The organism is Streptomyces sp. NPDC015345 (genome assembly GCF_043078805.1).
GTDB lineage: Bacteria > Actinomycetota > Actinomycetes > Streptomycetales > Streptomycetaceae > Streptomyces.
In genome coordinates, this window is the sequence record NZ_JBIBTX010000001.1 from 1 (window position 1) to 26570 (window position 26570).

General features: G+C 70.5%; 28 protein-coding genes. 12 read left to right on the forward strand and 16 right to left on the reverse strand.

The annotated features are described in order from the left end of the window. The coding region (locus tag ACF062_RS00005; protein ID WP_392133596.1) for a hypothetical protein at positions 1 to 229 on the forward strand (229 nt) is incomplete at its 5' end. Between the two features lie 156 nt (positions 230 to 385). Here ACF062_RS00005 and ACF062_RS00010 read toward each other — a convergent pair. Next, entirely contained in the window at positions 386 to 1027 is a 642-nt protein-coding gene (locus ACF062_RS00010; RefSeq protein WP_392136384.1) for a DNA-3-methyladenine glycosylase, read from the reverse strand. A gap of 163 nt (positions 1028 to 1190) precedes the next feature. Between ACF062_RS00010 and ACF062_RS00015 the strand changes: the two genes are divergently transcribed. The 3 genes from ACF062_RS00015 to ACF062_RS00025 all read left to right on the forward strand — a co-directional run bounded on the left by ACF062_RS00015 (position 1191) and on the right by ACF062_RS00025 (position 3204). Further along, complete coding sequence (locus tag ACF062_RS00015; RefSeq protein ID WP_223773851.1) at positions 1191 to 1973, forward strand: sporulation protein; 783 nt, start codon at positions 1191 to 1193, stop codon at positions 1971 to 1973. A gap of 36 nt (positions 1974 to 2009) precedes the next feature. Continuing rightward, positions 2010 to 2549, forward strand: a complete 540-nt coding sequence (locus ACF062_RS00020) for a YbhB/YbcL family Raf kinase inhibitor-like protein (RefSeq protein ID WP_392133599.1) — start codon at positions 2010 to 2012, stop codon at positions 2547 to 2549. Positions 2550 to 2697: 148 nt separating this feature from the next. Continuing rightward, entirely contained in the window at positions 2698 to 3204 is a 507-nt protein-coding gene (locus tag ACF062_RS00025; RefSeq protein ID WP_392133602.1) for an HNH endonuclease, read from the forward strand. Between the two features lie 61 nt (positions 3205 to 3265). Here the strand turns inward: ACF062_RS00025 and ACF062_RS00030 are convergent, their stop codons facing one another. The 3 genes from ACF062_RS00030 to ACF062_RS00040 all read right to left on the reverse strand — a co-directional run bounded on the left by ACF062_RS00030 (position 3266) and on the right by ACF062_RS00040 (position 5595). Further along, the gene (locus ACF062_RS00030) at positions 3266 to 4201 is read right to left on the reverse strand and encodes an SPFH domain-containing protein (RefSeq protein WP_127912969.1); all 936 of its coding nucleotides are present in this window, start codon (positions 4199 to 4201) and stop codon (positions 3266 to 3268) included. 99 nt (positions 4202 to 4300) lie between these two features. Beyond that, entirely contained in the window at positions 4301 to 4738 is a 438-nt protein-coding gene (locus ACF062_RS00035) for an NfeD family protein (RefSeq protein ID WP_392133606.1), read from the reverse strand. A gap of 59 nt (positions 4739 to 4797) precedes the next feature. After that, positions 4798 to 5595 (reverse strand): ABC transporter ATP-binding protein, encoded by a 798-nt coding sequence (locus ACF062_RS00040; protein ID WP_392133609.1) that lies wholly within the window; start codon positions 5593 to 5595, stop codon positions 4798 to 4800. A gap of 121 nt (positions 5596 to 5716) precedes the next feature. Here ACF062_RS00040 and ACF062_RS00045 point away from each other — a divergent pair, with 121 nt between their 5' ends. Beyond that, on the forward strand, positions 5717 to 6499 hold the full coding sequence (locus ACF062_RS00045; RefSeq protein WP_392133612.1) for a hypothetical protein: 783 nt from the start codon (positions 5717 to 5719) through the stop codon (positions 6497 to 6499). A 117-nt stretch (positions 6500 to 6616) separates the two neighbouring features. On the opposite strand, the gene ACF062_RS00050 is transcribed toward ACF062_RS00045, so the two are convergent. The 4 genes from ACF062_RS00050 to ACF062_RS00065 form a co-directional block, all read right to left on the reverse strand. Next, on the reverse strand, positions 6617 to 6856 hold the full coding sequence (locus ACF062_RS00050) for a chaplin (protein WP_392133615.1): 240 nt from the start codon (positions 6854 to 6856) through the stop codon (positions 6617 to 6619). Between the two features lie 39 nt (positions 6857 to 6895). Next, entirely contained in the window at positions 6896 to 7141 is a 246-nt protein-coding gene (locus ACF062_RS00055) for a chaplin (protein WP_392133618.1), read from the reverse strand. A gap of 159 nt (positions 7142 to 7300) precedes the next feature. Further along, positions 7301 to 7963 carry a response regulator transcription factor gene (locus ACF062_RS00060; protein ID WP_356577778.1) on the reverse strand — a complete coding sequence of 221 codons (663 nt, stop codon included), beginning with the start codon at positions 7961 to 7963 and terminating at the stop codon, positions 7301 to 7303. Continuing rightward, entirely contained in the window at positions 7956 to 9101 is a 1146-nt protein-coding gene (locus ACF062_RS00065; protein WP_392133621.1) for a GAF domain-containing sensor histidine kinase, read from the reverse strand. The genes ACF062_RS00060 and ACF062_RS00065 overlap by 8 nt, the downstream gene beginning before the upstream one ends. 476 nt (positions 9102 to 9577) lie before the next feature. Between ACF062_RS00065 and ACF062_RS00070 the strand changes: the two genes are divergently transcribed. Then, positions 9578 to 10270 (forward strand): transglycosylase SLT domain-containing protein, encoded by a 693-nt coding sequence (locus ACF062_RS00070; RefSeq protein ID WP_392133624.1) that lies wholly within the window; start codon positions 9578 to 9580, stop codon positions 10268 to 10270. A 137-nt stretch (positions 10271 to 10407) separates the two neighbouring features. On the opposite strand, the gene ACF062_RS00075 is transcribed toward ACF062_RS00070, so the two are convergent. Further along, on the reverse strand, positions 10408 to 13026 hold the full coding sequence (locus ACF062_RS00075; protein WP_392133627.1) for an FHA domain-containing protein: 2619 nt from the start codon (positions 13024 to 13026) through the stop codon (positions 10408 to 10410). Positions 13027 to 13332: 306 nt separating this feature from the next. On the opposite strand from ACF062_RS00075, the gene ACF062_RS00080 reads away from it, so the two are divergent. After that, positions 13333 to 15171, forward strand: coding sequence for a streptophobe family protein (locus ACF062_RS00080; RefSeq protein ID WP_392133630.1), 1839 nt, complete (start codon positions 13333 to 13335; stop codon positions 15169 to 15171). A 93-nt stretch (positions 15172 to 15264) separates the two neighbouring features. Next, positions 15265 to 16479 carry a phosphoserine phosphatase SerB gene (gene serB / locus ACF062_RS00085; RefSeq protein ID WP_223773864.1) on the forward strand — a complete coding sequence of 405 codons (1215 nt, stop codon included), beginning with the start codon at positions 15265 to 15267 and terminating at the stop codon, positions 16477 to 16479. A 153-nt stretch (positions 16480 to 16632) separates the two neighbouring features. Here serB and ACF062_RS00090 read toward each other — a convergent pair whose 3' ends face one another. The 4 genes from ACF062_RS00090 to ACF062_RS00105 all read right to left on the reverse strand — a co-directional run bounded on the left by ACF062_RS00090 (position 16633) and on the right by ACF062_RS00105 (position 19120). Next, positions 16633 to 17151, reverse strand: coding sequence for a SixA phosphatase family protein (locus tag ACF062_RS00090; protein ID WP_392133633.1), 519 nt, complete (start codon positions 17149 to 17151; stop codon positions 16633 to 16635). 88 nt (positions 17152 to 17239) lie between these two features. Then, positions 17240 to 17455 (reverse strand): hypothetical protein, encoded by a 216-nt coding sequence (locus tag ACF062_RS00095; protein WP_223773866.1) that lies wholly within the window; start codon positions 17453 to 17455, stop codon positions 17240 to 17242. Positions 17456 to 17646: 191 nt separating this feature from the next. Beyond that, the gene (locus ACF062_RS00100) at positions 17647 to 17763 is read right to left on the reverse strand and encodes an SGM_5486 family transporter-associated protein (RefSeq protein ID WP_269075598.1); all 117 of its coding nucleotides are present in this window, start codon (positions 17761 to 17763) and stop codon (positions 17647 to 17649) included. A 43-nt stretch (positions 17764 to 17806) separates the two neighbouring features. Beyond that, entirely contained in the window at positions 17807 to 19120 is a 1314-nt protein-coding gene (locus ACF062_RS00105) for a CynX/NimT family MFS transporter (protein ID WP_392133637.1), read from the reverse strand. Between the two features lie 68 nt (positions 19121 to 19188). On the opposite strand from ACF062_RS00105, the gene ACF062_RS00110 reads away from it, so the two are divergent. Beyond that, positions 19189 to 19884 carry a FadR/GntR family transcriptional regulator gene (locus ACF062_RS00110; protein WP_392133639.1) on the forward strand — a complete coding sequence of 232 codons (696 nt, stop codon included), beginning with the start codon at positions 19189 to 19191 and terminating at the stop codon, positions 19882 to 19884. Positions 19885 to 20101: 217 nt separating this feature from the next. Here ACF062_RS00110 and ACF062_RS00115 read toward each other — a convergent pair whose 3' ends face one another. The 3 genes from ACF062_RS00115 to fabG form a co-directional block, all read right to left on the reverse strand. Then, positions 20102 to 20458 (reverse strand): hypothetical protein, encoded by a 357-nt coding sequence (locus ACF062_RS00115; RefSeq protein WP_392133641.1) that lies wholly within the window; start codon positions 20456 to 20458, stop codon positions 20102 to 20104. A gap of 115 nt (positions 20459 to 20573) precedes the next feature. After that, positions 20574 to 21335: an enoyl-ACP reductase FabI gene (gene fabI, locus ACF062_RS00120; protein WP_223773869.1), complete on the reverse strand. Its 762-nt coding sequence runs from the start codon at positions 21333 to 21335 to the stop codon at positions 20574 to 20576. 5 nt (positions 21336 to 21340) lie between these two features. Further along, positions 21341 to 22060 (reverse strand): 3-oxoacyl-[acyl-carrier-protein] reductase, encoded by a 720-nt coding sequence (gene fabG, locus ACF062_RS00125; protein WP_223773870.1) that lies wholly within the window; start codon positions 22058 to 22060, stop codon positions 21341 to 21343. A gap of 187 nt (positions 22061 to 22247) precedes the next feature. Here fabG and ACF062_RS00130 point away from each other — a divergent pair, with 187 nt between their 5' ends. The 3 genes from ACF062_RS00130 (at position 22248) to tyrS (ending at position 26500) form a co-directional block, all read left to right on the forward strand. Then, positions 22248 to 23771: a TldD/PmbA family protein gene (locus ACF062_RS00130; protein ID WP_392133645.1), complete on the forward strand. Its 1524-nt coding sequence runs from the start codon at positions 22248 to 22250 to the stop codon at positions 23769 to 23771. Then, positions 23768 to 25162 (forward strand): metallopeptidase TldD-related protein, encoded by a 1395-nt coding sequence (locus ACF062_RS00135; protein WP_392133648.1) that lies wholly within the window; start codon positions 23768 to 23770, stop codon positions 25160 to 25162. Before ACF062_RS00130 ends, ACF062_RS00135 begins: the two co-directional genes overlap by 4 nt. 66 nt (positions 25163 to 25228) lie before the next feature. Further along, the gene (gene tyrS, locus ACF062_RS00140; protein ID WP_223773873.1) at positions 25229 to 26500 is read left to right on the forward strand and encodes a tyrosine--tRNA ligase; all 1272 of its coding nucleotides are present in this window, start codon (positions 25229 to 25231) and stop codon (positions 26498 to 26500) included. Positions 26501 to 26570 lie beyond the last annotated feature (70 nt).

Genomic DNA, 26570 nt, shown 5'->3' on the forward strand with positions numbered 1-26570 from the left:
GGCGTTGACTTTTGGCACGCTGTTGAGTTCTCAAGGAACGGACGCTTCCTTTGTACTCACCCTCTCGGGCTTTCCTCCGGGCGCTTCCCTTCGGTATTTCGTGTTTCCAACCTTACCAGATCCGTTTTCCGTTCCGTTCCCGGTTCGGATTTCATTTCCGGTGGCCGTTGGAGGACCTTTGCCTTTCGGCGTGTTCACTACGTTAGCGGATTCCCTCCGCAACTCATAATCGAGTTCCGCGAGTTCAAATTTCGACATGCGAGCATGCGAAATAAGCCCTCACCGAGGGGAAGTCGTAAGTAGTGGTTGGCCGCTTCCAGCTACCGGCAGATTGCCGGGACCGGTTCAGCGGCTCGGACTACATTACGGAGGCCCCCTGGCCGAGTCAAGTTCGGCGGCGACGGGGCACGTGGGCCCGATACGGGCTGACCGTAGGGTCGTTGGCCGTCCAGAACCGCCAGGGGTGGACCGACCCCTCTCCCCCTACTCCGGTGCGCGGACCCTCGCTGACCTGCTTGGCTTCGACAGGTGTGCCCGTCAGGATCCTGAAGGGGCTGTTCGGGTCTCCGCAGAGGTCCGCGCCGTCCAGCGACCGGTCCACGTCAAGGGCCGTGGCGAGCCGGGCCGGGCCTTTGGCCAGTTCCTTGTCGTTGCGGGCCGAGAGTCGACGCTTGCGGGCGAGCTCGGCGCCCTCCGTGATCTCGCCGGCCCTCAGCAGCACGGCACCCGCCATGCCCTCCGGGCCGCACACGAGGTTCATGCAGTGCCACATGCCGTAGGTGAAGTAGACGTACACATGTCCGGGCGGGCCGAACATCACGGCGTTGCGGGGAGTCTTGCCCCGGTAGGCGTGTGAGCCCGGGTCGGCTTCTCCCGCGTACGCCTCCACCTCTGTCAGGCGGAGTTCGATCGGTCCGTCGTCCGAGTCGCGTACGAGGACACGTCCCAGGAGGTCGGGTGCGACCTCCAGGACAGGGCGGTCGAAGAAGTCTCGGGTCAAGGGCGTACGGTCAGGGGCCGCGTCGATCATGCCTAACGAGCGTACTGCACCCGGTCTGTATATACGGATGGCCTTCGGGTCACCCGATCGTCGAGGTGCCGGCGTGGAACCGGGCGGGGTCGCCCCGCGTTTGTACCGATCAAGGATTCAGTCGAGATGAGCCACAGGCCGGTGCCTGGGGAGGAGAGTCATGGGGTTCAAGAAGCTGCTCGCGAGTCTGGGGGCCGGCGGTGCCTCCGTCGAGACCGTGCTGACCGAGGTCAACGTGGTCCCGGGCGGCGTGGTCCAGGGTGAGGTGCGGATCCAGGGTGGGTCCGTTGACCAGCAGATCGAGGGGCTCTCCGTCGGTCTCCAGGCCCGCGTCGAGGTCGAGGGCGGCGACCAGGAGACCAAGCAGGACATCGAGTTCGCCAAGCAGCGGCTCGGCGGTGCCTTCACGCTGCTGGCCAATGAGGTGCACGCGGTGCCGTTCGGTCTCGAGATCCCCTGGGAGACGCCGGTCACGAGCATCGACGGCCAGGAGCTGCGCGGCATGAACATCGGGGTGACCACCGAGCTGGAGATCGCGCGCGCCGTGGACTCCGGCGACCTGGACCCGATCAACGTGCACCCGCTGCCGGCGCAGCAGGCCATCCTGGACGCCTTCATCCAGCTGGGCTTCCGCTTCAAGAGCGCCGACATGGAGCGCGGCCACATCCGGGGCACGCGCCAGAAGCTGCCCTTCTACCAGGAGATCGAGTTCTACCCGCCGCAGCAGTACCGCGGTCTGAACCAGGTGGAGCTGAGCTTCGTCGCGGACGACCGGGAGATGGACGTCGTCCTGGAGATGGACAAGAAGCCGGGGATGTTCAGCGAGGGCAGCGACTCGTTCCGGTCGTTCAAGGTGGGTCTGAACGACTTCCAGGGCACGGACTGGTCGGCGTACCTGAACGAGTGGCTGTCCCAGGTCGGCAGCAAGCGCAACTGGTTCTAGGCTCGGACGCACAGCAATCGACCAGGAGGTGCTCACGTGACCGAGCCGAAGAGGCCGCCGCTTCCCCATGACTTCCACCCGCCCGTGCCGTCGTTCACGGTCGTGAGTGAGGACGTCGAGCCGGGGGCCGTCCTTAAGGACGCTCAGGTCCAGTCCGGCGGGAACACCTCGCCGCAGCTGCGGTGGGAGGGCTTCCCGCCGGAGACCAAGAGCTTCGCCGTGACGTGCTTCGACCCGGACGCCCCTACGGGCAGTGGGTTCTGGCACTGGACCGTCTTCGACATCCCGGCGTCGGTCACCGAGCTGCCGGCCGGTGCGGGCAGCGGCAAGTTCGAGGGGCTGCCCGAGGACGCGGTGCAGGTGCGCAACGACTATGGGACGAAGGAGTTCGGCGGTGCCGCGCCGCCGCCCGGCGACCCCGCGCACCGCTATGTGTTCACCGTGTACGCGGTGGACCAGGAGAAGCTGGGTCCGGACTCGGACGCCTCGCCCGCGGTCGTCGGTTTCAACCTGCGGTTCCACACCATCGCGCGTGCGCAGCTCGTCGGTGAGTACGCCGCCCCCGCGGAGAACTGACCGTTCACCGATTGTTTGCCCGTCCCTGGTCATGGAAGTGATCAGGGACGGGCATTTTTTATTGCGTTGTCCATCTCGGCGTGCCCGGCCAGAGTTGATCCCAGCCCGCCGGGCGGTGGGCCGCTGCATACGGGAGGTGGGCAGGTTGATGCGGGACACGCTGGTGCTGAACGCGAGCTTCGAGCCGCTCTCGACGGTGACGCTCAACCGGGCCGTCGTTCTGGTGCTCCAGGACAAGGCGGTGGTCGAACAGGCCCACCCGGGACTCCGTGTGCGTGCGGCGGCGGTCGAGATTCCGGTGCCGCGGGTGATCAGACTCTGCAGATATGTCCGGGTGCCGTTTCGAAGACGGGCTCCCTGGTCGAGGCGGGGAGTCCTCGTCCGCGACCAGCACCGGTGCGCGTACTGCGGCAGGCGCGCGACGACGGTGGACCACGTGGTGCCGCGCTCGCAGGGCGGCGCCGACTCCTGGCTGAACACGGTGGCTTCGTGTGCGCCGGACAATCACCGCAAGGCGAATCGGACGCCCGAGGAGGCCGGGATGCCGCTGCTGCGGCAGCCGTTCGAGCCGACGCCGGCGGACGCGATGCTGCTGTCGTTGGGCCGGGGTGAACTGGCTTCGCTGCCGGAGTGGCTGGCGCAGCCCGCCGCCTAGCGCCGTGCCCGCGCCCCTGAAGGGGCGCGGGTTTCTCGCGTCAGGGCGCGGGTTTCTCGCGTCAGTCGATCGGCGGCTGTTCGCGGCGCTCCTTGGCCTGTGCGGGGACCGAACCGCCGCCCATGGGGCCGAAGTTGCCGAGCGCGCCGCCGAGGCCCTTGAGGGCGTCGCCGATCTCGCTGGGGACGATCCAGAGCTTGTTCGCGTCTCCCTCGGCGATCTTCGGGAGCATCTGGAGGTACTGGTAGGAGAGGAGCTTCTGGTCCGGGTCGCCGGCGTGGATGGACTCGAAGACCGTACGGATCGCCTGGGCCTCGCCCTCGGCGCGCAGGGCCGCGGCCTTGGCCTCACCTTCGGCGCGCAGGATCGCGGACTGCTTCTCGCCCTCGGCGCGCAGGATCTCCGACTGGCGGACACCTTCGGCCTGGAGGATCGCGGCGCGCTTGTCGCGGTCGGCGCGCATCTGCTTCTCCATCGAGTCCTGGATGGAGGTCGGCGGCTCGATCGCCTTGAGCTCGACGCGGTTGACGCGGATGCCCCACTTGCCGGTGGCCTCGTCGAGGACGCCGCGCAGAGCCGCGTTGATCTCCTCGCGGGAGGTCAGGGTCCGCTCCAGGTCCATGCCGCCGATGATGTTGCGCAGCGTGGTGACGGTGAGCTGCTCGATCGCCTGGATGTAGCTGGCGACTTCGTAGGTCGCGGCCCTGGCGTCGGTGACCTGGTAGTAGATGACCGTGTCGATGTTGACCACCAGGTTGTCCTGGGTGATCACCGGCTGGGGCGGGAAGGGGACGACCTGTTCGCGGAGGTCGATGCGGTTGCGGATGGAGTCGATGAACGGGACGACGATGTTCAGTCCGGCGTTCAGCGTGCGGGTGTAGCGGCCGAAGCGCTCGACGATGGCGGCGCTGGCCTGTGGGATGACCTGGATGGTCTTGATCAGGGCGATGAAGACCAGCACCACCAGAATGATCAGGACGATGATGATGGGTTGCATCGTGACTCCCCGTACCCTTCATGCCTCGGCGTTTGTCCGCGGGTTCTCAAAGATCTTGCTGGTCGAGTCTGTCAGACCGCCGCACGGCCCGTGGGGCATTCACATGACGATGGCCGTCGCTCCGTCGATCTCCACGACGTCCACCTCTTGGCCCGCCTCGTAGGCGAGGTCGCTGTCGAGCGAGCGGGCCGACCAGATCTCCCCCGCGAGCTTGATGCGGCCGCCGGAGCCGTCGACCCGTTCGACGACGACGGCCGACTTGCCCTTCAACGCCTCTACCCCGGTGGCCAGTTCGGGCCGTTGTGCCCGGTGCCGGGTGGCGATGGGGCGTACGACGGCGATGAGCGCGACCGAGACCAGGGCGAAGACGAGCACCTGGAGGACCGTGTCGCCGCCGAGGCCCGCGGTCACGGCGGCCGCGACGGCCCCCACGGCGAGCATGCCGAGCTCCGGCATCGCGGTCAGTACGAGCGGGATTCCGAGCGCGGCGGCGCCGATCAGCCACCACACCCATGCGTCGATGTCCACGGGGGCCATGGTAGGACCGCGTGTCCCTTTCGGGACAGGGCGCGATCAGGCGGGCGGGGGCGCGCCCCTCAGGAGAGGGGCAGGCCCGTGGCGGTCCAGCGCTCGCCCCGCTGTTCGACGACGAGGGGGAGGCCGAAGCAGAGGGAGAGGTTGCGGGAGGTGAGTTCCAGCTCCAGCGGGCCCGCGGCGAGGACCTTGCCCTGGCGGATCATCAGGACGTGGGTGAAGCCGGGGGCGATCTCCTCGACGTGGTGCGTGACCATGATCATCGAGGGGGCGATCGGGTCGCGGGCGAGGCGGCCGAGGCGGCGTACGAGGTCTTCGCGGCCGCCGAGGTCGAGGCCCGCGGCGGGCTCGTCGAGGAGCAGCAGCTCGGGGTCGGTCATCAGGGCGCGGGCGATCAGGGTGCGCTTGCGCTCGCCCTCGGAGAGGGTGCCGAACCTGCGGTCGAGGTAGTCGCTCATGCCGAGGCGGTCGAGGAAGGCGCGGGCGCGCTGCTCGTCGACGTCCTCGTAGTTCTCGCGCCAGCCGGCGGTCATGCCGTACGCGGCGGTGAGCACCGTCTGGAGGACGGTCTGGCGCTTGGGGAGCTTGTCCGCCATGGCCATGCCGGCGACGCCGATGCGCGGGCGGAGGTCGAAGACGTCGGTGCCGGGCTTGCCGAGGGTCTCGCCGAGGATGGTGGCGGAGCCGGTGCTCGGGAAGAGGTAGCTGGAGGCGATGTTGAGGAGGGTGGTCTTGCCGGCGCCGTTCGGGCCGAGGATGACCCAGCGCTCCCCTTCCTTGACCGACCAGGAGACCTGGTCCACCAGAGCCCGGCCCTCGCGGACCACAGATACGTCCTCAAGCTCCAGTACATCGCTCATGAGCGCGCTGTCTCCCATTGCAGTCTCGGTCGTCGCTCGCGCCGGTGGACGCGGCCCCCGGATAAAACCTACGCCACCGGTCGGGCGTTCCTGTCGCGAGGCCGGTCCTTAGGCTGTGCGCATGCTCTCGGAACCACGTTCAGGACGGTTGGCCGCATGGGGAAATGCCCTTTTGGCCGGATTTGCATCTCCGGATGACGCGGTGCTCGCGATGGTCGGCGACGACGCGGTGCACCGGGTCGAGGGGCTTCCCGGGGAGTCGGGGCCCGTCGGTCTGACGCTCGCGATGGGCCGGCTGCGCACGCTCGGCGTGACGGGCCTTCGGGTGGCGCTGCCCGCGCCGGGGCACCCGCTCGGGCTGAGCGGGCCGCCCGAGTTCAACGCGCGCGCCCTGGAGGCGGAGGAGGCCGTCGTCGGGTTCGGCGCCCCGTACGGGCTGGTGCCCGAGGTGTACGAGGCGGGACCCGAGGACGACGTGCATGTGGAGGTCCTCTGGCACTGTCTGCCGGTCCGTGAGGCGCCGCCGGCCGATGTGCCCTCGCTCGGTGAGGCGGAGCGCGAACTCGCGGAGGCGCTGCGGGACGCCACGCGGGTCCTGTCCCAGCTCGACGTCGCGGCGTCGGGGCCGGTCGCGGAGGCCGCGCTCGACGCGTACCGGGCGCGGGCGGAGGCGGGTCGCGAGCTGCTGGCGCCCGGGTATCCGCCGCGTGCGGTACGGGTGTTGGAGCTGGCGCAGCGGGTCGGCCTGCTGATCTCCCTGGCGTACGAGAACGGCCACGGCGGCGCCGTGAGCGCCTCGGAGATGGCCGCGCGGGGGCAGGCGCTGCGGCCGGTCGAGCGGACGGCCAGGCGGGCGCAGGTGGCCGCCTACAACGCGTACGTGGAGGAGCGGGAGCGGGGCTGACGACGGCTCCGCGCGGGGCCGGGTGCGGGGCGGGGCGCGGGAAGGCCCCGCGGGCCGGGTGGACCGCGGGGCCTTCCATGCCAGGGGCGTGGCGCGTGGGTGGTGCGTCAGTGTGCGTCAGTGGTTCGCCGAGGCGTTGCCGAAGGCGGGGTTGAGCGCGCCGATCACATTGGCGCTGTTGCCGGTGGCGTTCACCGGGACGTCGACCGGGGCCTCGGCGTGGTTGCCGGAGCCGACACCCGGGGACTGCGTGGCGGCGCCGGTGGCGGTCGCGTCGGCGAAAGCGGCACCGGCGGAGGCACCCGCGGCGAGACCGGCGACGGTGACCGCCAGCGCGGCCTTCTTGGCGATGTTCATGGGAAGTCTTCCTTCTGCCCGTTGGCCGACGGGCGTCCGTCAGTGGTTGACGCCGTCGTTGGCGAAGGTGGGGTTGAGCGCGCCGATGACGGTCGCGGTGTTGCCGACGGCGTTCACCGGGACGTGCACCGGCGCCTGGACCAGGTTGCCGGAGCCGACGCCCGGCGACTTGACGGCTTTGCCGTGCGCGTGGGCGCCGCCGGTCGCGGAGGCGAGACCGGCACCGGCGACGACGAGGCCACCCGCCACGAGCGTGACGGCCGCGGCTTTCTTCAGGTTCTTCACTTCTGGGCCCTCCTTGCGTTTGCCGCGGCCAGCCGCCGCGGCACGCACTGGAGAACGGCCGAGCGGCGCGCAGGATGCGCCATCCGGGTGACACTCACACGACGGTATGAATCTCATTCCGGATGCATCTCATTCCGGAAGGAGACGGTCCGCTGCGGCTCAGCCGGCCATGCCGTGGCGCACGGCCCAGAGCGCGGCCTGGGTGCGGTCGGCCAGGTCCAGTTTCATCAGGATGTTCGAGACGTGCGTCTTGACGGTCTTCTCGGAGAGCACCAGGGCGCGGGCGATCTCGCGGTTCGAGCGGCCGTCGGCGATCAGGCCGAGGACCTCCCGCTCGCGCTCGGTGAGCGAACCGCCCCTGCCATGGCCGCCGTTCGCCTCCTCCTGGGAGAGCAGCGCGCCCGCCACCTCGGGCTGGAGCAGGACGTGTCCCGCGTGCACCGAGCGGATGGCGCCGGCGAGGGCGTCCGGGTCGACGTCCTTGTAGACATACCCCGCGGCGCCCGCGCGCAGCGCCGGGACCACCGTGCGCTGCTCGGTGAAGCTGGTGACGATGAGCACGCGCGCGGGGTTGGCCAGTTCGCGGAGCTTGCGCAGCGCCTCGACGCCGTCCATGCCGGGCATCTTGACGTCCATCAGGACGACGTCCGGCTTCAGCTCCTCGGCCTGCGCCACCCCTTCGGCGCCGTCGGAGGCCTCGCCGACGACCTCGATGTCGTCCTGGATCTCCAGGAACGTCCGCAGACCGCGGCGCACCACCTGGTGGTCGTCGACCAGCAGCACCCGGATCCCGTTCCTCGCTCTGCGCACCGCGTCAGCCACCGGGGACCTCCATCTCGATCGTCGTGCCCTTGCCGGGCACCGATTCCACGGTCAGCCGTCCGCCGACCCCACTCGCCCTGTCCCGCATGGAGACCAGGCCCAGGTGCCGCCCCGCGCGCCGTATGGCCTTCGGGTCGAAGCCCGTGCCGTCGTCGGCGACGCGCAGCACGGCGCCTGCGCCCCGCTTGTCGAGGAGCACCTGGACCCGTGCGGCCCCGGAGTGCCGCAGGGCGTTGTGCAGGGCTTCCTGGGCGACGCGGAGCATTGCTTCTTCCTGGGAGGCCGGCAGCGCCCGTACGCCGTTGCTCTCGAAGGTGACTTCGGCGGAGTGCGCGCGGTGCAGCACCTGGATGTGCGTACGCAAGGTGGCGACCAGGCCGTCCTCGTCCAGGGCGGCGGGGCGCAACTCCACGACGGCGGAGCGCAGTTCGTCGGCGGCCTCGGCGGCGAGCGCGGCGACCTGCTGCAGTTCGCCCTTGGCCCGGGAGGGGTCGCGGTCCACCAGGGCGGCGGCGGCCTGGGCGGTCAGGCGCAGCGAGAAGAGCTTCTGGCTGACCGCGTCGTGCAGTTCGTGGGCGAGGCGCGAGCGCTCCTCGGCGATGGTCAGCTCGCGACTGCGCTCGTACAGGCGGGCGTTGCTGAGGGCGATCGCGGCGTGCTGGGCGAGGAGGGAGAGCAGTTCCTCGTCGTCCGCGGTGAAGCCGCAGCCGCCCTGGGGCTTGGGGCATCGCTTGTTGGCGAGGAAGAGGGCGCCGAGCGTCTCGTCGCCGTAGCGGATCGGGAGGCCGAGGAAGTCGGACATGTCCGGGTGGGCGGTGGGCCAGCCCTCGAAGCGGGGGTCCTCGCGCACGTCCGCCAGGCGCTCGGGCTCGGCCTTCTGGAGCATCGCGGCGAGGATGCCGTGCTGTCTGGGGAGCGGGCCGATGGCCTTCCACTGCTCGTCGCTGACGCCGTCGACGACGAACTGGGCGAAGCCGCCGTGGTCGTCGGGGACCCCGAGCGCGGCGTACTCGGCGTCGAGCAGGTCGCGGGCCGAGGCGACGATCGTCTTGAGGACGTCGCGCACCTCCAGATGCCTGCTCATGGCGAGCAGCGCGGCACTCACCGCGTTCAGGCCTGATCGGGGTCCTTGACTCATGGCCACACCGTACCGGCGGGGTGTGACAGTGCGTATCCGACCTGTGGCGGCCCCCGTCTGGGCCCCGAGCCCTAGGCCCATGGGAGGGGCATGTGTGCGTGCGCCGCGTGTGGGCAGGAGGTGGGACGGCCGGGATTTCGGGGCCTCACGGAGCGCATTGCTGCGGCAACTATTGGTGAGACTGTTACGCCCCTGATGTGAGCCCGCGCATAGGACCCGCGTCACGTACGAGGGTGCCTAGTGGAGGAGAGCCCCCTTTGCGTGCGCGGGGCGCGGGGCCCTGCGGGGTGTGCTCGCACCCCCTGATCCACTACCCGGGATCGTACGTCACACCTTTGCCACACAATTTTGCGGCCGCTAAGAATTGCTCTCGTCGCTCGGCGCCGCGGTTCTCGCACCGCGGCGTTTGTGTCGGGTAAGCAACTGTCCCCCACCGGCCCAGGGCGACCTCCGCTACTTGAAGAGGTCCCTTTCGCATGTCCCAGTACACCGCTCCTGGTCATAGTCGCAACAACCTGACCAAGACCCAGAAGTTCTCGATCGCCGGTGTCGCCACGCTCGGCGCCGCCGCCCTCGCCTTCTCCCTCGTGCCGGGCAGCCCCGAGGCCAGTGCCCAGGCCGCCGACGTCTCCCCCGTCGCCTTCGCCGCGTCTTCCCACGCGCAGCAGGCGGTGCACGCCGGTGTCGCCAAGCAGCAGACGAACGCCGACAAGCAGGCCAAGGACGCCGCCGCGAAGGCCGCCGCCGACAAGAAGGCCGCCGACGAGGCCGCCGCGAAGAAGAAGGCCGAGGACGAGCGCAAGGCCAAGGAGGCGGCGAGCCGCGCCGCCGCCCGCAAGCCCGTCTACGCCAACAACCTGGACGGCTGGATCCGCCAGTCCCTGGACATCATGAAGGCCAAGGGCATCCCCGGCTCCTACGAGGGTCTGCACCGCAACATCCTCCGGGAGTCCTCGGGCAACCCGAACGCCATCAACGGCTGGGACATCAACGCGATCAACGGCACCCCGTCGATCGGCCTGCTCCAGGTCATCAAGCCGACCTTCGACGCGTACCACGTCGAGGGAACGTCCACGAACATCTACGACCCGGTCGCCAACATCACGGCCGCGGCCAACTACGCCGCCGACCGGTACGGCTCGATGGACAACGTGAACGGCGCCTACTGACCTTGATCGCCTGATCACTGGACCTCTTCAGCCGAAGACTCGGTCCGCAGACGCCGAAGGGCGGCACCCCACGCGGGGTGCCGCCCTTCTCGTATGCCGGTACGCACGCAGTACGTCTTCAGTACGTCGTGGCGTGCTTACTTGCGCATGACCTCGGGCTCGTGCCGGCGCAGCAGGCGGGCGACCGCGAAGCCGCAGATGATGCCGAGCGCGAGCAGGACCGTGATGTTGATGCCCCACTGTCCGGCCGAGTGCTCCCACAGGGGGTCCAGGTCGGTGGGGTTCTTCGCGTCCCAGGGCGGCATCAGGTGCGCGAGGTCGAGTGTGGCGCCCGCGCCCGCGATGGCCCAGCGCGAGGGCATCAGCCAGGCGAACTGCTCCAGGCCCGGCGAGCCGTAGACCTGGAAGAGGACGCCGGTGAACACGACCTGGACGATCGCGAACATGACCAGGAGCGGCATGGTCTTCTCGGCGGTCTTCACCAGCGAGGAGATGACCAGGCCGAACATCATCGAGGTGAAGCCGAGCGCGATGATCGTCAGGCAGATCTCCACGGCCGGGGGCATGATCAGGCCCTCTTCCGGCAGCTCGCGCGGGGCGAAGCCGATGGCGCAGATGATGACGCCCTGGAAGGCCGTGATCACGCCCAGGACGATGACCTTGGACATCAGGTACGCCGAGCGGGAGAGGCCGGTGGCCCGTTCCCGTTCGTAGATGACCCGTTCCTTGATCAGCTCACGTACGGAGTTGGCCGCGCCCGAGAAGCACATGCCGACCGCGAGGATCAGCATGATCGTGCCGGCGTCGCCGTTGAACTTGGCGGGCGGCTTCGGCGGGGCGAGGCCGAAGTCGGCAGGGATGACGACGCTGACGATGCCGAGGACCGCCGGCAGGATCACCATCAGGCCGAGGAAGCCCTTGTCGGAGGCGATCACGGAGGTGTAGCGGCGGATCAGGGTCCACAGCTGGGAGCCCCAGCCCTGCGGCTTCGGCGGCTTCACCGCCTGCGGGGGCGGCATCGGTGCGGACTGCGCGGCGACGGCGTCGATGTCCGCGGCGTACATCTGGTAGTGCTGCGAGCCCTTCCAGCGGCCCGCCCAGTCGTAGTCGCGGTAGTTCTCGAAGGCGGAGAAGACGTCGGCCCAGGTGCTGTAGCCGAAGAAGTTGAGGGCTTCCTCCGGCGGGCCGAAGTACGCCACGGAGCCGCCGGGTGCCATCACCAGGAGCTTGTCGCAGATCGCCAGCTCGGCGACCGAGTGCGTGACGACGAGGACCGTACGGCCGTCGTCGGCGAGGCCGCGCAGGAGCTGCATGACGTCGCGGTCCATGCCCGGGTCGAGGCCGGAGGTCGGCTCGTCCAGGAAGATCAGCGAGGGCTTGGTCAGCAGCTCCAGGGCGACCGACACGCGCTTGCGCTGGCCACCGGAGAGGGAGGTGACCTTCTTCTCCTTGTGGATGTCCAGCTTGAGCTCGCGCAGCACCTCGTCGATGCGGGACTGGCGCTCGGCCTCCGTGGTGTCGGCCGGGAAGCGCAGCTTGGCCGCGTACTTCAGGGCCTTCTTGACGGTCAGCTCCTTGTGCAGGATGTCGTCCTGCGGGACCAGACCGATGCGCTGGCGCAGCTCGGCGAACTGCTTGTACAGGTTCCGGTTGTCGTAGAGGACGTCGCCCTGGTTGGCGGGCCGGTAGCCGGTGAGCGCCTTGAGCAGGGTGGATTTGCCGGAACCTGAGGGGCCGATGACCGCGATGAGCGACTTCTCCGGGACGCCGAAGGAGACGTCCTTGAGGATCTGCTTGCCGCCGTCGACCGTGACCGTGAGGTGGCGGGCCGAGAAGGAGACGTCACCGGTGTCGACGAACTCCTCGAGCTGCCCGCCGACGAGGCGGAACGTCGAGTGGCCGACGCCGACGATGTCGTTCGGGCCGATGAGGACCGTCGAGGACTTCGCGATCGGCTGGCCGTTGACGTACGTGCCGTTGTGCGAGCCGAGGTCGTGGATCTCGAAGCGGCCGTCGGGCGTCGCCGTGAACTCGGCGTGGTGGCGCGAGACCTGGAGGTCGGAGACGACCAGCTCGTTCTCCAGGGCGCGGCCGATGCGCATCTTGCGGCCGAGCGCCAGCTGGTGGAACGTCGTCGGGCTGCGATCGCCGTAGACCGGCGGGGCCCCCGCAGCGCCGCCGGAACCGGGAGTCTTCTGCGCGAGCTGTTCGGCGGGACCGGACTGCTGCGGCACGTGTGGCTGCTGCGGCGGCTGATGCTGCTGAGGCTGGTGCTGCTGCTGCCAGCCCTGCTGCTGCGGCTGGTACGGGGCCTGCTGCTGGGGTGCCTGTTGGTGCGGGACCTGGTGGTGCGGGGCCTGCTGCCCGCCGGCCTGCGCGGCCCAGCCGGGAGCCTCCTGCTGGGGCGTGTGCTGCTGCGGCGCGGCCTGCTGCTGGGCGTACTGCTGCTCCGCGGACGCGCCGACGGCACCGGACAGATTCAGCCGCGGGCCGTCGGTCGCGTTGCCGAGGTGCACGGCCGAACCGGGGCCGATCTCCATCTGATGGATCCGCTGGCCCTGCACGAAGGTGCCGTTGGTACTGCCGTGGTCCTCAATGACCCAACTGCGCCCGCTCCAGCTGATCGTGGCGTGACGCCAGGAGACCCTGGCGTCGTCGAGCGCGATATCCCCCTGCGGATCACGTCCGAGGGTGTATGGCCTGGACGCGTCAAGCGTCCAGGTCCTTCCATTCAATTCCAGTACGAGTTCCGGCACTCCATGCCCCACTGAGTTGTCCCCCGAGCTAGCCCCCGTCGATGGGGAGTCTAGGGATGTCGAACATCGGGAGGAACTATTTCAGGCGGAGGCCTCTGACCGAAAGTCGGGCCTTGTGAAGACTGAGTACGGGCCTGTTCGGTTGCCCCGTTGACGGGGCAGAAACCGCCCTGGAGAGTAGTAAGCGCCTATCTCGGCCTTTACACGCATGAGATGCGTGAAACGCATGTTTCGTGTGTAGCGCATGTTTCGTGTGGAGCGCGAACGGCGTGGCGACGGGGCGGCGCACTGCGGTTCGGGGGTCCTATGCAGGCCGGTGCGGACAAGGGCGAAGGCCGGAGCGTGCGGTGGGGCGACGTACTGCTCTGCGCGATCGCCGCGGTGAGCTGGTCGCTGATCGGCATGGCGGGGACGGCCGCGCTGGGGCTGCATCTGCTCGGCGCGGACTCGGTGGGCTCCCTCGGGCCGATGACGGCCGCGACGGTGGCGCTCGGCGCGGGCGGCTCGGTCACGCCGTCCGGTGACGTCTCGGCGTTCGGTCTGGACGAGGCCGAGGCGACCACGGCGGTCGATATCGCGCCACTGGGCGTGGGCCTGGTCGGAGCGCTGCTCCTCGCCCACTTCTTCCTGCGGTCGCTGCGCATGGCGGGGGTCGTCATCAGCCCCGCCGAACTCATCGCGCGGGCGGGCGCGGTGATCGCGCTCTTCCTTGCGATGCTCGCGGGGCTCGTCTGGGCGGGGCATGACGTCGTCACGATCGACGGCGAGCGGCTCGGCCTCGACAAGGAGATCGACAAGGGCATCGAGGAAGGGCTCGACCGGTTGCCCGGCGGGATCGGCGACAAGCTGCCCGACGGCCTCGGCGACATCGGGGATATCGGGGGCATCGGCGGGTTGCTGCCCGACCGGCTCGGGGATCTGGCGCAGGCCAAGGCCTCGGTCGGGTTCACCGTCGACACCGCGCCGACGCTGCTCGGCGGGACGGTGTGGGCGGCCGGTGTCCTGCTCATCGCGTTGCTCGCGTCGCGCCGCACGCCGCTGCCGCGGGGCCTCGGCGCGCTGCACCGGGTGGTGCGGCCCGCGGCTTCCGCGCTGGTCACGGTGGCGCTGGTGGCGGTCGCCGCGGGGTTCGCCGCGGCGGCGTACGCGATGACCGGCGACGATCACCCCCGGCGGATCGCCGGCGCCGCGCTGCTCGGGGCGCCGAACGGCGCGTGGCTCGGCGTCCCCGTGGGGCTCTTCGTCCCGTGGGACGGCAGCGCGACGGGCGTCCTCACGCGCTTCCTCCCGGATCCGGTGGACGACCTGCTCTCCGGAAGCTCGGAGCGGGCGCTCACGCTGGGGCGCCTTGCCGAACTTGACGGCAGAGTATGGCTCTTGGGGGTAGCGGCCGCCTTGATGATGTTGTTCGCGGGTGTGCTGACGGCGGTACGGACTCCGGTGGTTCAGGAAGCTTCGGCGCGCACGGCGGGCGCCCTGGGGTTCGCCGGGCGCTGCGGGGTTCGGCTCGGGGCCGCGACCGCGGTCGGGCTTCCGCTGCTGGTGTGGCTGACCGGGGTGTCCGCCGACGCCTCGCTGTCCGTGTTCGGCATCGACGCGTTCGGCGCGGGGATCGAGCTGCACGGCCGCGTGGGAGCGGCGGCGCTGCTGGGGGCGGCGTGGGGGTTCGGGGCGGGGGCGGCGGGGGCGGCACTTGCGTACGCAACGGGGGCAGCGGGCGGGCGGGCTGCGCCGCTGGCCTTGGCCTTGGCCCTGCGTCCAGGCTCGGGGGCGGCCTCAAGGTCTGGCTCAGGCTCGGAGTCAGGCTCGGCCTCGGAGCCGGACTCGGCCTGGGGATCAGGGTCCGGCTCGGGAAACCCAAAGGCGACGGACGAGGCCGCTGCGGGGCGGGCCGAAGCCGGAGCCGCGAGGGACGAGGCGGGGCCGTACCGCCCCGGCACACCGCACCGGCCGCCGAACCCGGACACCAACCCCTACCTGCGGCCGCCACCGGACGTGTCCAGCGCGCCCACGGTCGTGGGGCCGATCGTGCCGCCGCCTCGTCCTCGGCCGGAGCAGGCCCGCCCCCGCCCCCGGCCGGGCGACTGGCCTCCCCCGCCGCCGCCTCCCCCGCCACCCCCGAAGGCACCGCGCGGGCCACGCTGACGTACGCCTTCGTGCGGCGTGGCGGTCCGCGGTGTCCGGCACGCGGACCGCCCGGGCGCCGACGTGGAGGGGGCGGATACCGTAGGGATCACCATGAGTGCTCCGCAGCCCCCTCAGCCGGCCGACATCCCGACGCTCCTCGTCAAGATCTTCGGCAAGGACCGCCCCGGCCTCACCGCCGGCCTCTTCGACACCCTCGCCGCCTACTCCGTCGACGTCGTCGACATCGAGCAGGTCGTCACCCGCGGCCGGATCGTGCTGTGCGCGCTCGTGACCGCGCCGCCCGCCGGCCTGGAGGGCGATCTGCGCGCCACCGTCCACAGCTGGGCGGAGTCCATGAAGATGCAGGCCGAGATCATCTCGGGCATCGGCGACAACCGTCCGCGCGGCCTCGGGCGCTCGCTCGTGACGGTGCTCGGCCACCCGCTGACGTCGGAGTCGACGGCCGCGATCGCCGCCCGGATAACGGCCACCGGCGGCAACATCGACCGTATCTTCCGGCTCGCCAAGTACCCGGTCACCGCCGTCGAGTTCGCGGTGTCCGGCACCGGGACCGAGCCGCTGCGCACCGCCCTCGCCATAGAGGCCGCGAAGCTCGGCGTGGACGTCGCGGTCGTCGCGGCGGGCCTGCACCGCCGCGCGCAGCGCCTGGTCGTGATGGACGTCGACTCGACGCTCATCCAGGACGAGGTCATCGAACTCTTCGCCGCGCACGCCGGCTGCGAGGCCGAGGTCGCCGAGGTGACGGCCGCGGCGATGCGCGGCGAGCTGGACTTCGAGCAGTCGCTGCACGCGCGCGTGGAGCTGCTCGCGGGTCTCGACGCGTCGGTCGTCGACAAGGTCCGCGCCGAGGTCCGGCTCACCCCGGGGGCCCGCACCCTCATCCGCACCCTCAAGCGCCTCGGCTATCAAGTGGGCGTCGTCTCGGGCGGTTTCACCCAGGTGACCGATGATCTGAAGGAGCGTCTCGGCCTCGACTTCGCCCAGGCCAACACCCTGGAGATCGTCGACGGCAAGCTCACCGGCAAGGTGACCGGCGAGATCGTCGACCGGGCGGGCAAGGCCCGGCTGCTGCGCCGCTTCGCCAAGGAGGCGGGGGTCCCGCTGGAGCAGACCGTCGCGATCGGGGACGGCGCGAACGACCTCGACATGCTGAACGCGGCCGGGCTCGGTGTCGCCTTCAACGCCAAGCCTGTGGTCCGCGAGGCCGCGCACACCGCGGTGAACGTGCCCTTCCTGGACACCGTCCTCTACCTCCTCGGCATCACCCGCGAAGAGGTCGAGGCGGCGGACACCCACTTGGACTGACAGCCGGCCGCTTCCCACGGCTGACGGCCTGCCGCTTCCCATGACTGACAGCCGGCCGCTTCCTTCGCTGCCCGGCGTACGCACGGACGGGGCCCCGCACCGGGTGGTGCGGGGCCCCGTCCGCGTATCAAAGGGAAGGAGGGACGGTGGAGGTTACTCGGACGGCGCCCAGTAGTCGACGAGGGTGGCCACGCCCGGTTCGAGCGCCTTCCACGAGCCGGAGTACGTGAGGACGGAGAAGGTGGCGGTCGGGAAACCCCGGCGGTTCAGCCGCTCCCGGGCGTCGTCCTCGGCCTCCCCGGCCAGCACGTCGGTCAGGCCCTGGATGCCGGGGTTGTGACCGATCAGGACGACGTTCCGCACGTCGTCCGGGGTTTCGTTGAGCACGGCGATCAGCTCGCCGGGAGAGGCTTCGTACAGCCTCTCCTCGTAGATGGTCTTCGGCCGCTGCGGCAGCTCCTGGACGGCGAGCTTCCAGGTCTCGCGGGTCCGGGTCGCGGTCGAGCAGAGGGCCAGGTCGAAGGGGATGCCGCTGTCGGCCAGCTTGCGTCCGGCGACGGGGGCGTCCCTGCGGCCCCGGTCGGCGAGCGGCCGCTCGTGGTCGGAGACCTGCGGCCAGTCGGCCTTCGCATGCCGGAAGAGGACAATCCTGCGGGGTTCTTCGACGCTCATGCGTCCCAGCTTCGCATGAAACGCGCCACGGGGCGCAGGTAGTTGAAGCGGTGGCCCGGCACGGGTGACGCCTCCGGCGGGGCCTGCCTCACGGGGTCGTCCGCGAGATCAGGGCCTGTATGCGCTCGATGAGGGTGGTGACGACGGGCTCGCTGCTCGCGGCGTGCGCGTCCGCGGGGTTCAGGACCAGCAGGAGCAGGGCCGCGAAGGCGATGGCGGGCAGGGCGACGGCCCACCACGGGAGCTGGATCTCGACGCTGCCGGACTCCGCGGGGTCGCGCCGGGTGTGCGTACGGACCGACATGCCGCCTCCGTGGTCTTCGAGTGGTCCGTGCCCGCTGCGTCGCGGGCACAACTCGAAACTAGGCGATCGGCGGCCCTGGGCCCATCCGGTGATCCACCCACTTGACCCTGACACTGACCCCCTAGGGGATGGGGGTGCTAACCCCACCACCCGCCCTCTCGGAGCCCGTTCGGACCGCTGCCGGGGTCAGCTCACGGGGAGGCGATGGAGGCGACGATGCCGATGATCACGGTGATGGCCAGCATCGAGCCGAGCACGATGAGCAGCTTCTTCTGGCCGTTCTGGGGGTTCGGGTCAAGGACGGGCATACCGCAAGTCTCGCACCCCTGACCCGTGCCCCCGCCGCCGGGGTCAGGCCGTCGGGGCCGTCCTGGCCTCCCCGGCGGCCACCTCGTCCTCGACCGTGCGATTGCGGCCCGCGAGGGTGCCGACGATGATCTGCGGCACCATCAGGCCCGCCATCAGCGCGATCGGCAGGCCCCAGCCGCCGCTGTGCTGGTAGAGGACGCCCACCAGGAGCGGTCCGGGGATAGAGATCAGATAGCCGGTGCTCTGCGCGAAGGCGGAGAGCTTGGCCACGCCCACGCTGCTCTTGGCCCGCATGCCGACCATGGTGAGGGCGAGCGGGAAGGCGCAGTTGGAGATGCCGAGCAGCAGCGCCCAGACCCATGCGCCGCCCGCGGGGGCGAGGTAGAGGCCCGCGTATCCGGAGAGGCCGCAGAGGCCGAGGACGAGGACGACGGGGCCCTGGTTGTTCAGGCGCGTGGCGACCCTGGGGATGACGAACGCCAGCGGCACGCCCATGGCCATCGTGACGGCGAGCAGCACGCCCGCCTCGCCCGCGGGGACGCCCGCGTCCCGGAAGATCTGCGGCATCCAGCCCATCGTGATGTACGCGGCCGTGGCCTGGAGTCCGAAGAAGACGGCGAGGGCCCAGGCGGTGCGACTGTGGGTGATGCGCAGCTCCGCGTCCTCGTGCCGGACGGTGGTGCTGATGTGCTCCGGGGCGGCGGAGGCCGCGCTCCGGTCACGGACGAGCGGGATCCACGGCACGACGGCGACGACGGCGAGCGCCGCCCAGACGGCGAGGCCGGTCTGCCAGCGGCCGCCCAGCGCGTCGGTCATCGGGACCGTCAGGGCGGCGGCGAGGGAGGTGCCGAGTGCGAGGGCCATCGAGTACAGGCCGGTCATGGATCCGACCCGGTCGGGGAACCAGCGCTTGACGATGACCGGCATCAGGACGTTGCTGACCGCGATGCCCATGAGGGCGAGCGCGGTGGCGGCGAGGAAGCCGGCCGTGCCCCCGACGAAGGGACGTATCACCAGGCCCGCGGCGATCGCGGCCATGCCGACGCAGACCACCGCGCTCGGGCCGAAGCGGCGGGCGAACCTGGGTGCCATGACGCCGAAGACCGCGAAGCAGAGCGGCGGCACGGAGGTGAGGAGTCCGGCGAGGGTGCCGCTCATGCCGAGGCCGTCGCGCACCTCTTCGAGGAGGGCGCCGAGGCTGGTGATGGCCGGGCGGAGGTTGAGGGCCGCGAGGACGATGCCGACGATGACCAGACGCGTCGCCCACGCGCGCGTGGGGGCTTGTTTCTCCGTCGTCCCGGTACGCGGGGAGGGTGTCGCCGTCGGTGTCATCGTCGTGGTTTCCTCACTAGCCATGGGTCCATCATAGAATCATGGGATGATTGGCTGTCCAATCGGTTCCGGTTCTCGCACGAAGGAACGTCATGCCGCTGACCACTCCGCGCCGTTCGGCGCTCTCCGAACAGGTCATCTCCGAGCTGCGCAACCAGATCGCCTCGGGCGAGTGGCCGGTCGGCTCCCGCATCCCCACCGAGCCGGAGCTGGTCGAACAGCTGGGCGTGGCCAGGAACACCGTCAGGGAGGCCGTCCGCGCCCTCGCGCACAACGGCCTGCTCGACATCCGTCAGGGCTCCGGCACCTTCGTCGTCGCGACCAGCGAGCTGGCGGGCGTGATGCACCGCAGGTTCGCCGACGCCGACCCCCGGCACATCGCCGAACTGCGCAGCACGCTGGAGTCGAGCGCCGCGAAGCTCGCCGCCGAGCGCCGCACCGAGCGCGACCTCAAGCAGCTCGACGGGCTGCTCGCGCGCCGCGAGCAGGCCTGGGCGGCGAAAGACGCGGAGGCCTTCGTGTCGGCCGACGCGACCCTTCACATGGCCGTCGTGGCCGCGTCCCACAACGACGTCATGACGGCGCTGTACGCGGACCTCGGCGAGGTCCTGCGGGACTGGCTGCGCGAGGACATCGGCAAGGACCTGAGCCCCGAGGCCCACATGGACCACGCCCGTCTGGTCGAGGCGATCCGCGCGCGGGACACCGAGGCCGCCGCGGCGGAAGCGGCGAGTTACCCCTTCATGTGCCGCCCGGAGCGGCTCACCCGGGGCGCCGGCCGCGGCTGACCGTCACCGGCGCCGGCCTAGGGCCTGTCTGACAATTCCCGTCGTCGCCCGGAGGGCGGCCTCGCGGCGTCAGGTGCGTGCTCTCGGCGTGCCGGGCGTAGGGCCTCGTACTGGATGTACTTGGCTCTGCGCCCGGTGCGGCGAGAGTGCGTGCATGGCGTCGCGAGGCAGGCGGGAATTGTCAGACAGGCCCTAGGGCGACCCTGGTGGCCGGCCCTCACTTCTCGTGGCTGACCCAGGCCGAGCGGGCCTCTTTCCAGCACCGCCCGGCCAGCCGCACGGTCTGGGCTGGGCCCGCCTCGACCGGGGCGCTGTCGACGTCGATGTCCCACCACCGGTCGCACTCCACATGCAGCCGGACCCGGTCGGTCTCGGGGTACGGGTTGTGGCAGTACGCGATGACCGCGGAACCGTGGACGCCGATGCGGCACTCCGCGCCGAAGGGCCGGGGCTCCCGCTCGCCCCGCTTCCCGTGCGCGTGGCGGTCGGGACCGGTGTCGCCGAGGGACGCGGCGCCCGTGGGCACGGCGACCAGCAGGGCGAGAGCGGCGAGCACCGCACCGGAGAGACGCACACTTCAGGGTGCGCGGCCCTCCCCCGCCGCCGCCCGGCCAGGGGGCCGAACGGGTGACGCCCCGCCTCCCGCGCACTGCGGGGGACGGGGCGTCATCTTCGTACGTAAGGCCTGGTCAGGCACCCATCATGTGCACGCCGCCGTCGACGTGGATGATCTCGCCGGTGGTCTTCGGGAAGAAGTCGGAGAGCAGGGCGACGATGCCACGGCCCGCGGGCTCCGGGTCGGCCATGTCCCACTCCAGCGGGGAGCGGCTGTTCCAGACGTCGGCGAGTTCCGAGAAGCCCGGGATGGACTTCGCGGCCATCGAGCCGAGCGGGCCCGCCGAGATCATGTTGCAGCGGATGTTCTCCTTGCCCAGGTCACGGGCGAGGTAGCGCGAGGTGGCCTCCAGGGCGGCCTTGGCCGGGCCCATCCAGTCGTACTTCGGCCAGGCGTACTGCGCGTCGAAGGTGAGACCGACGACTGAGCCGCCGTTCGTCATCAGGGGGCGGCAGGCCATGGTGAGCGACTTCAGGGAGAACGCCGAGACGTGCATCGCCGTCGAGACGTCCTCGAAGGTCGCCTCCAGGAAGTTGAAGGCGCCCTGCGGCGCGAAGCCGATGGAGTGGACGATGCCGTCCAGGCCGCCGAGCTCGTCCTTGACCAGGCCCGCGAGCCGGTCCAGGTGCTCCTGGTCGGTCACGTCCAGCTCGATGACCTTGGCGGGCTTGGGCAGCTTCCGCGCGATGCGCTCGGTGAGGGTGGGCCGCGGGAAGGCGGTCAGGATGACCTCGGCGCCCTGCTCCTGGGCGACCTTCGCCGCGTGGAAGGCGATGGAGGCCTCCGTCAGGACGCCGGTGATCAGGATCTTCTTGCCGTCGAGAATTCCGCTCATGGTGATCAGTGACCCATGCCCAATCCGCCGTCAACGGGGATGACGGCTCCAGTGATGTACGAGGCGTCGTCGGACGCGAGGAACTTCACCGCGGCGGCGATCTCCTCGGGGCGCGCGTAACGGCCGAGCGGCACCTGAGAGACGATGCCCTCACGCTGCTCGTCCGTCAGCACCTTGGTCATGTCGGTGTCGACAAAACCGGGCGCGACGACGTTGAAGGTGAGGTTGCGCGACCCGAGCTCACGGGCGAGCGAGCGCGCGAAGCCGACCAGACCCGCCTTGGAGGCGGCGTAGTTGGCCTGCCCCGGGCCACCCATGAGGCCCACGACCGAGGAGATCAGGACGACGCGGCCCTTCCTGGCCCGCAGCATGCCGCGGTTGGCGCGCTTGACGACGCGGAAGGTGCCGGTGAGGTTGGTGTCGAGGACGGACGTGAAGTCCTCCTCAGACATGCGCATCAGGAGCTGGTCCTTGGTGATGCCCGCGTTGGCGACCAGGACCTCCACGTTCCCGTGCTTCTCCTCGACCTCCTTGTAGGCCTGCTCCACCTGCTCGGCGTCGGTGATGTCGCACTTCACGGCGAGGACCCCGGCGTCGGTGAGCTCCTTCGGCGGCTCACCCGAGCGGTAGGTGATCGCGACCTTGTCGCCGGCGTCGGCGAAGGCGCGGGCGATGGCGAGGCCGATGCCCCGGTTTCCTCCGGTGACGAGAACCGAGCGGCTCAACGGATCACCCTTTCGATAAGCGGTCTGGTACCTCGAAAACCTATCGGTACCTTCCGCGATACGGAGAATCGGTGACCGACAGTGGCGCGCGGGACTCCCTGTGGGGTCCCTACAGAAAGCTCTGGCCGCCGACCCGTCGGGCGCGACATGATCGGACCCGACCGGTGCCGACAGCAGGGAGACATTCGTGCCTCATTCCATCGATGAAGCCTTCACGGCGCTGCCGCTGCGGGCTCTCGCCGACGCCGCGCTCGCCCGCGCGCGGGCGCTCGGCGCCGACCACGCGGACTTCCGTCTGGAGCGGGTGCGCAGCGCGTCCTGGCAGCTGCGGGACGCCCGGCCGTCCGGCACCTCGGACGCCACGGACCTGGGGTACGCGGTCCGGGTCGTGCACGGCGGGACCTGGGGGTTCGCCTCGGGCGTCGACCTGACGATGGACGCAGCGGCCCGGGTCGCCTCGCAGGCCGTGGCCATGGCCAAGCTGTCCGCGCAGGTCATCAGGGCCGCCGGGTCCCAGGAGAGGGTGGAGCTCGCGGACGAGCCCGTGCACGCCGACCGCACGTGGGTGTCCTCCTACGAGATCGACCCCTTCTCGGTCCCTGACGAGGACAAGGCGGGGCTCCTCGCCGACTGGAGCGCACGGCTGCTGGCCGCCGACGGGGTCGCGCATGTCGACGCCTCACTGCTCACCGTGCACGAGAACAAGTTCTACGCGGATACGGCGGGCACGGTGACCACGCAGCAGCGGGTCCGCCTGCACCCGCAGCTCACCGCGGTCGCCGTGGACGGGTCGAGCGGTGAGTTCGACTCGATGCGCACGATCGCACCGCCGGTCGGACGGGGCTGGGAGTACCTCACCGGGACCGGCTGGGACTGGCAGGGCGAGCTGGAGCGCATCCCTGAGCAGTTGGCCGAAAAGATGCGGGCGCCGAGCGTCCGGGCGGGCTCCTACGACCTCGTCGTCGACCCGTCGAACCTCTGGCTGACCATCCACGAGTCCATCGGCCACGCCACCGAGCTCGACCGCGCGCTCGGCTACGAGGCGGCGTACGCGGGCACGTCCTTCGCCACCTTCGACCAGCTCGGCAAGCTGGCGTACGGCTCGTCGCTGATGAACGTCACCGGCGACCGGACCGCCGAGCACGGACTCGCCACCATCGGGTACGACGACGAGGGCGTCGCCGCGCAGTCCTGGGACCTGGTCAAGGACGGCACGCTCGTCGGCTACCAGCTGGACCGGCGCATCGCGAAGCTCACCGGCTTCGAGCGCTCGAACGGCTGCGCGTACGCCGACTCCCCCGGCCATGTGCCGGTGCAGCGCATGGCGAACGTGTCGCTCCAGCCGGACCCCGGCGGGCTCTCCACGGAGGACCTGATCGCGGGCGTCGACCGCGGCATCTATGTGGTGGGCGACCGGTCCTGGTCGATCGACATGCAGAGGTACAACTTCCAGTTCACACAGCAACGGGCATACATGATCCGGAACGGCCGTCTTTGCGGACAGGTCCGGGACGTTGCCTATCAGGGAACGACCCCCGACTTCTGGGGCTCCATGGCCGCCGTCGGCGGCCCGCAGACGTACGTCCTCGGCGGCGCCTTCAACTGCGGCAAGGCCCAGCCGGGCCAGGTCGCCGCGGTCTCGCACGGCTGCCCTTCGGCCCTGTTCCGGGGCGTGAACATTCTGAACACCACGCAGGAGGCCGGCCGATGAGCCGCAGCGCCACCAAGCCGCACGAAATCGTCGAGCGCGCCCTCGAACTGTCCAGCGCCGACGGCTGCGTCGTCATCGCCGACGAGGAGTCGACGGCGAACCTGCGCTGGGCGGGCAACGCCCTCACCACCAACGGTGTCACCCGCGGCCGCACCCTGACCGTCATCGCCACCGTCGACGGCAAGGAAGGCACCGCCTCGGGCGTCGTCTCGCGCTCGGCCGTCACCGCGAACGACCTGGAGCCGCTGGTGCGGGCCGCCGAGGAGGCCGCCCGGCACGCGGGCCCCGCCGAGGACGCGCAGACCCTGATGACCGGCACCGCCGCCTCCCCCGACTTCACGGACGCCCCGGCGGAGACCTCCTCGGCGGTCTTCGCGGACTTCGCCCCCGCCCTCGGCGAGGCTTTCGCCCGGGCCCGCGCGGGTGGCCGTGAGCTGTACGGCTTCGCGAACCACGAGTTCGTGTCGAGCTACCTCGGTACGTCGACGGGGCTGCGCCTGCGGCACGACCAGCCCAACGGCACCCTGGAGCTCAACGCCAAGTCGCCGGACCGCACCAAGTCGGCCTGGGCGGGACGCGCCACCCGGGACTTCAAGGACGTCGACCCGGCCGCCCTCGACGCCGAGCTGGCCCAGCGCCTCGGCTGGGCCCAGCGGCGTATCGACCTGCCCGCCGGACGGTACGAGACGCTGCTGCCGCCGACCGCCGTGGCCGACCTGCTGATCTACCAGATGTGGTCCTCCTCGGCCCGGGACGCCGCCGAGGGCCGCACGGTGTTCTCCAAGCCGGGGGGTGCCACGCGCCTCGGCGAGCGGATCGCGGAGCTGCCGCTGACGCTGCGCAGCGACCCGCACGAGCCCGGCCTGGAGTCGGCGCCGTTCGTGATCGCGCACGCCTCCGACGGCGACGCGTCCGTCTTCGACAACGGCCTGCCGCTGAACGCCACCGAGTGGATCCGCGCCGGAGAACTCGCCCACCTGGCCACCAGCCGGCACAGCGCCGCCCTCACCGGCCTGCCGGTGACGCCCGCCATCGACAACCTCGTCCTGGACGGCGGCGGCGACCGCTCCCTGGAGGAGATGGTCGCCGCCACCGAGCGCGGCCTGCTGCTCACCTGCCTCTGGTACATCCGCGAGGTCGACCCGGCCACCCTGCTGCTGACCGGCCTGACCAGGGACGGCGTCTACCTCGTCGAGAACGGCGAGGTCGTGGGCGAGGTGAACAACTTCCGGTTCAACGAATCGCCGGTCGACCTGCTCGGCCGGGCCTCGGAGGCGGGCCGTACGGAGAAGACGCTGCCGCGCGAGTGGGGCGACTACTTCACCCGGGCCGCGATGCCCGCGCTGCGCGTCCCGGATTTCAATATGAGTTCGATCAGCCAGGGCGTATAACCTCGGACCCTGCACATCCGTGCAGACCAGTACACGCAGCAGTACATCCAAGGAGACGCGAGACCCGTGACGGACATCGTCGACGAGCTGAAGTGGCGAGGGCTCTTCGCCCTCTCCACCGATGAAGACGCACTGCGCAAGGCGCTCGCGGACGGTCCCGTCACGTTCTATTGCGGCTTCGACCCCACCGCGGCGAGCCTGCACGTCGGGCACCTCGTGCAGGTCCTCACCGTCCGCCGGCTCCAGCAGGCGGGGCACCGCCCACTGGCGCTGGTCGGCGGCGCCACGGGCCAGATCGGCGACCCGCGGCCCACCGCCGAGCGCACCCTGAACGACCCGGAGACGGTCGCGAACTGGGTGGCCCGGCTCCGCTCGCAGATCGAGCCGTTCCTGTCCTTCGAGGGCGAGAACGCCGCGACGATGGTCAACAACCTCGACTGGACCGCGGGCATGTCCGCGATCGAGTTCCTGCGCGACATCGGCAAGCACTTCCGGGTCAACAAGATGCTCACGAAGGACTCGGTCGCCCGGCGCCTGGAGTCGCAGGAAGGCATCTCCTACACGGAGTTCAGCTACCAGCTCCTCCAGGGCATGGACTTCCTGGAGCTCTACCGGCGGTACGGCTGCACGCTACAGACCGGCGGCAGCGACCAGTGGGGCAACCTCACCGCGGGCATCGACCTGATCCACCGCCTGGAGCCGGACGCCACGGTCCACGCCATGGGCACGCCGCTGATGCTCAAGTCGGACGGCACCAAGTTCGGCAAGTCCGAGGGCGGGGCCGTCTGGCTCGACCCGACGATGACGACGCCGTACGCGTTCTACCAGTTCTGGCTGAACACGGACGACCGGGACATCACGACGTACATGCGGATCCTGTCCTTCAAGTCCCGCGAGGAGCTGGAGGAGATCGAGAAGCAGACCGAGGAGCGTCCTCAGGCGCGCGCCGCGCAGCGCGCCCTCGCCGAGGAGCTGACGACGCTGGTGCACGGCGCCGACCAGTGCGCGGCGGTCATCGCCGCGTCCAAGGCGCTCTTCGGCCAGGGCGAGCTGGCGGATCTGGACGAGGCGACGCTGGCGGCGGCGCTCTCCGAGCTGCCGCGTGTCGAGGTCTCCGAGCTGGGCCCGGTCGTGGACCTGTTCGCCGAGGTCGGCCTGGTGGCGAGCAAGTCCGCCGCCCGGCGCACGGTGAAGGAGGGCGGGGCCTACGTGAACAACGTCAAGGTCGCCGCCGAGGACGCCGTGCCGGCCCGCGAGGACCTGCTGCACGGGCGGTGGCTGGTGCTGCGGCGCGGCAAGAAGAACCTGGCGGCGGTCGAGGTCACGGCGGCGGGCTGACCCGCCCGCGCCCGGCGCGCAGGGCCCCACGCACAGGGAAGGGGCCGGTCCATGCGGACCGGCCCCTTCC

Bases quoted from the DNA above. Each gene is read 5' to 3' on its own strand.
- ACF062_RS00135 (WP_392133648.1), top strand. From the start codon at position 23,768: ATGAGCCGCAGCGCCACCAAGCCGCACGAAATCGTCGAGCGCGCCCTC.
- ACF062_RS00080 (WP_392133630.1), top strand. From the start codon at position 13,333: ATGCAGGCCGGTGCGGACAAGGGCGAAGGCCGGAGCGTGCGGTGGGGC.
- serB (WP_223773864.1), top strand. From the start codon at position 15,265: ATGAGTGCTCCGCAGCCCCCTCAGCCGGCCGACATCCCGACGCTCCTC.
- ACF062_RS00045 (WP_392133612.1), top strand. From the start codon at position 5,717: ATGCTCTCGGAACCACGTTCAGGACGGTTGGCCGCATGGGGAAATGCC.
- ACF062_RS00100 (WP_269075598.1), bottom strand. From the start codon at position 17,763: ATGCCCGTCCTTGACCCGAACCCCCAGAACGGCCAGAAGAAGCTGCTC.
- ACF062_RS00070 (WP_392133624.1), top strand. From the start codon at position 9,578: ATGTCCCAGTACACCGCTCCTGGTCATAGTCGCAACAACCTGACCAAG.
- ACF062_RS00105 (WP_392133637.1), bottom strand. From the start codon at position 19,120: ATGGCTAGTGAGGAAACCACGACGATGACACCGACGGCGACACCCTCC.
- fabI (WP_223773869.1), bottom strand. From the start codon at position 21,335: ATGAGCGGAATTCTCGACGGCAAGAAGATCCTGATCACCGGCGTCCTG.
- ACF062_RS00050 (WP_392133615.1), bottom strand. From the start codon at position 6,856: ATGAACATCGCCAAGAAGGCCGCGCTGGCGGTCACCGTCGCCGGTCTC.
- ACF062_RS00090 (WP_392133633.1), bottom strand. From the start codon at position 17,151: ATGAGCGTCGAAGAACCCCGCAGGATTGTCCTCTTCCGGCATGCGAAG.
- ACF062_RS00015 (WP_223773851.1), top strand. From the start codon at position 1,191: ATGGGGTTCAAGAAGCTGCTCGCGAGTCTGGGGGCCGGCGGTGCCTCC.
- ACF062_RS00035 (WP_392133606.1), bottom strand. From the start codon at position 4,738: ATGGCCCCCGTGGACATCGACGCATGGGTGTGGTGGCTGATCGGCGCC.
- ACF062_RS00025 (WP_392133602.1), top strand. From the start codon at position 2,698: ATGCGGGACACGCTGGTGCTGAACGCGAGCTTCGAGCCGCTCTCGACG.
- ACF062_RS00110 (WP_392133639.1), top strand. From the start codon at position 19,189: ATGCCGCTGACCACTCCGCGCCGTTCGGCGCTCTCCGAACAGGTCATC.
- ACF062_RS00040 (WP_392133609.1), bottom strand. From the start codon at position 5,595: ATGAGCGATGTACTGGAGCTTGAGGACGTATCTGTGGTCCGCGAGGGC.
- ACF062_RS00030 (WP_127912969.1), bottom strand. From the start codon at position 4,201: ATGCAACCCATCATCATCGTCCTGATCATTCTGGTGGTGCTGGTCTTC.
- ACF062_RS00095 (WP_223773866.1), bottom strand. From the start codon at position 17,455: ATGTCGGTCCGTACGCACACCCGGCGCGACCCCGCGGAGTCCGGCAGC.
- ACF062_RS00065 (WP_392133621.1), bottom strand. From the start codon at position 9,101: ATGAGTCAAGGACCCCGATCAGGCCTGAACGCGGTGAGTGCCGCGCTG.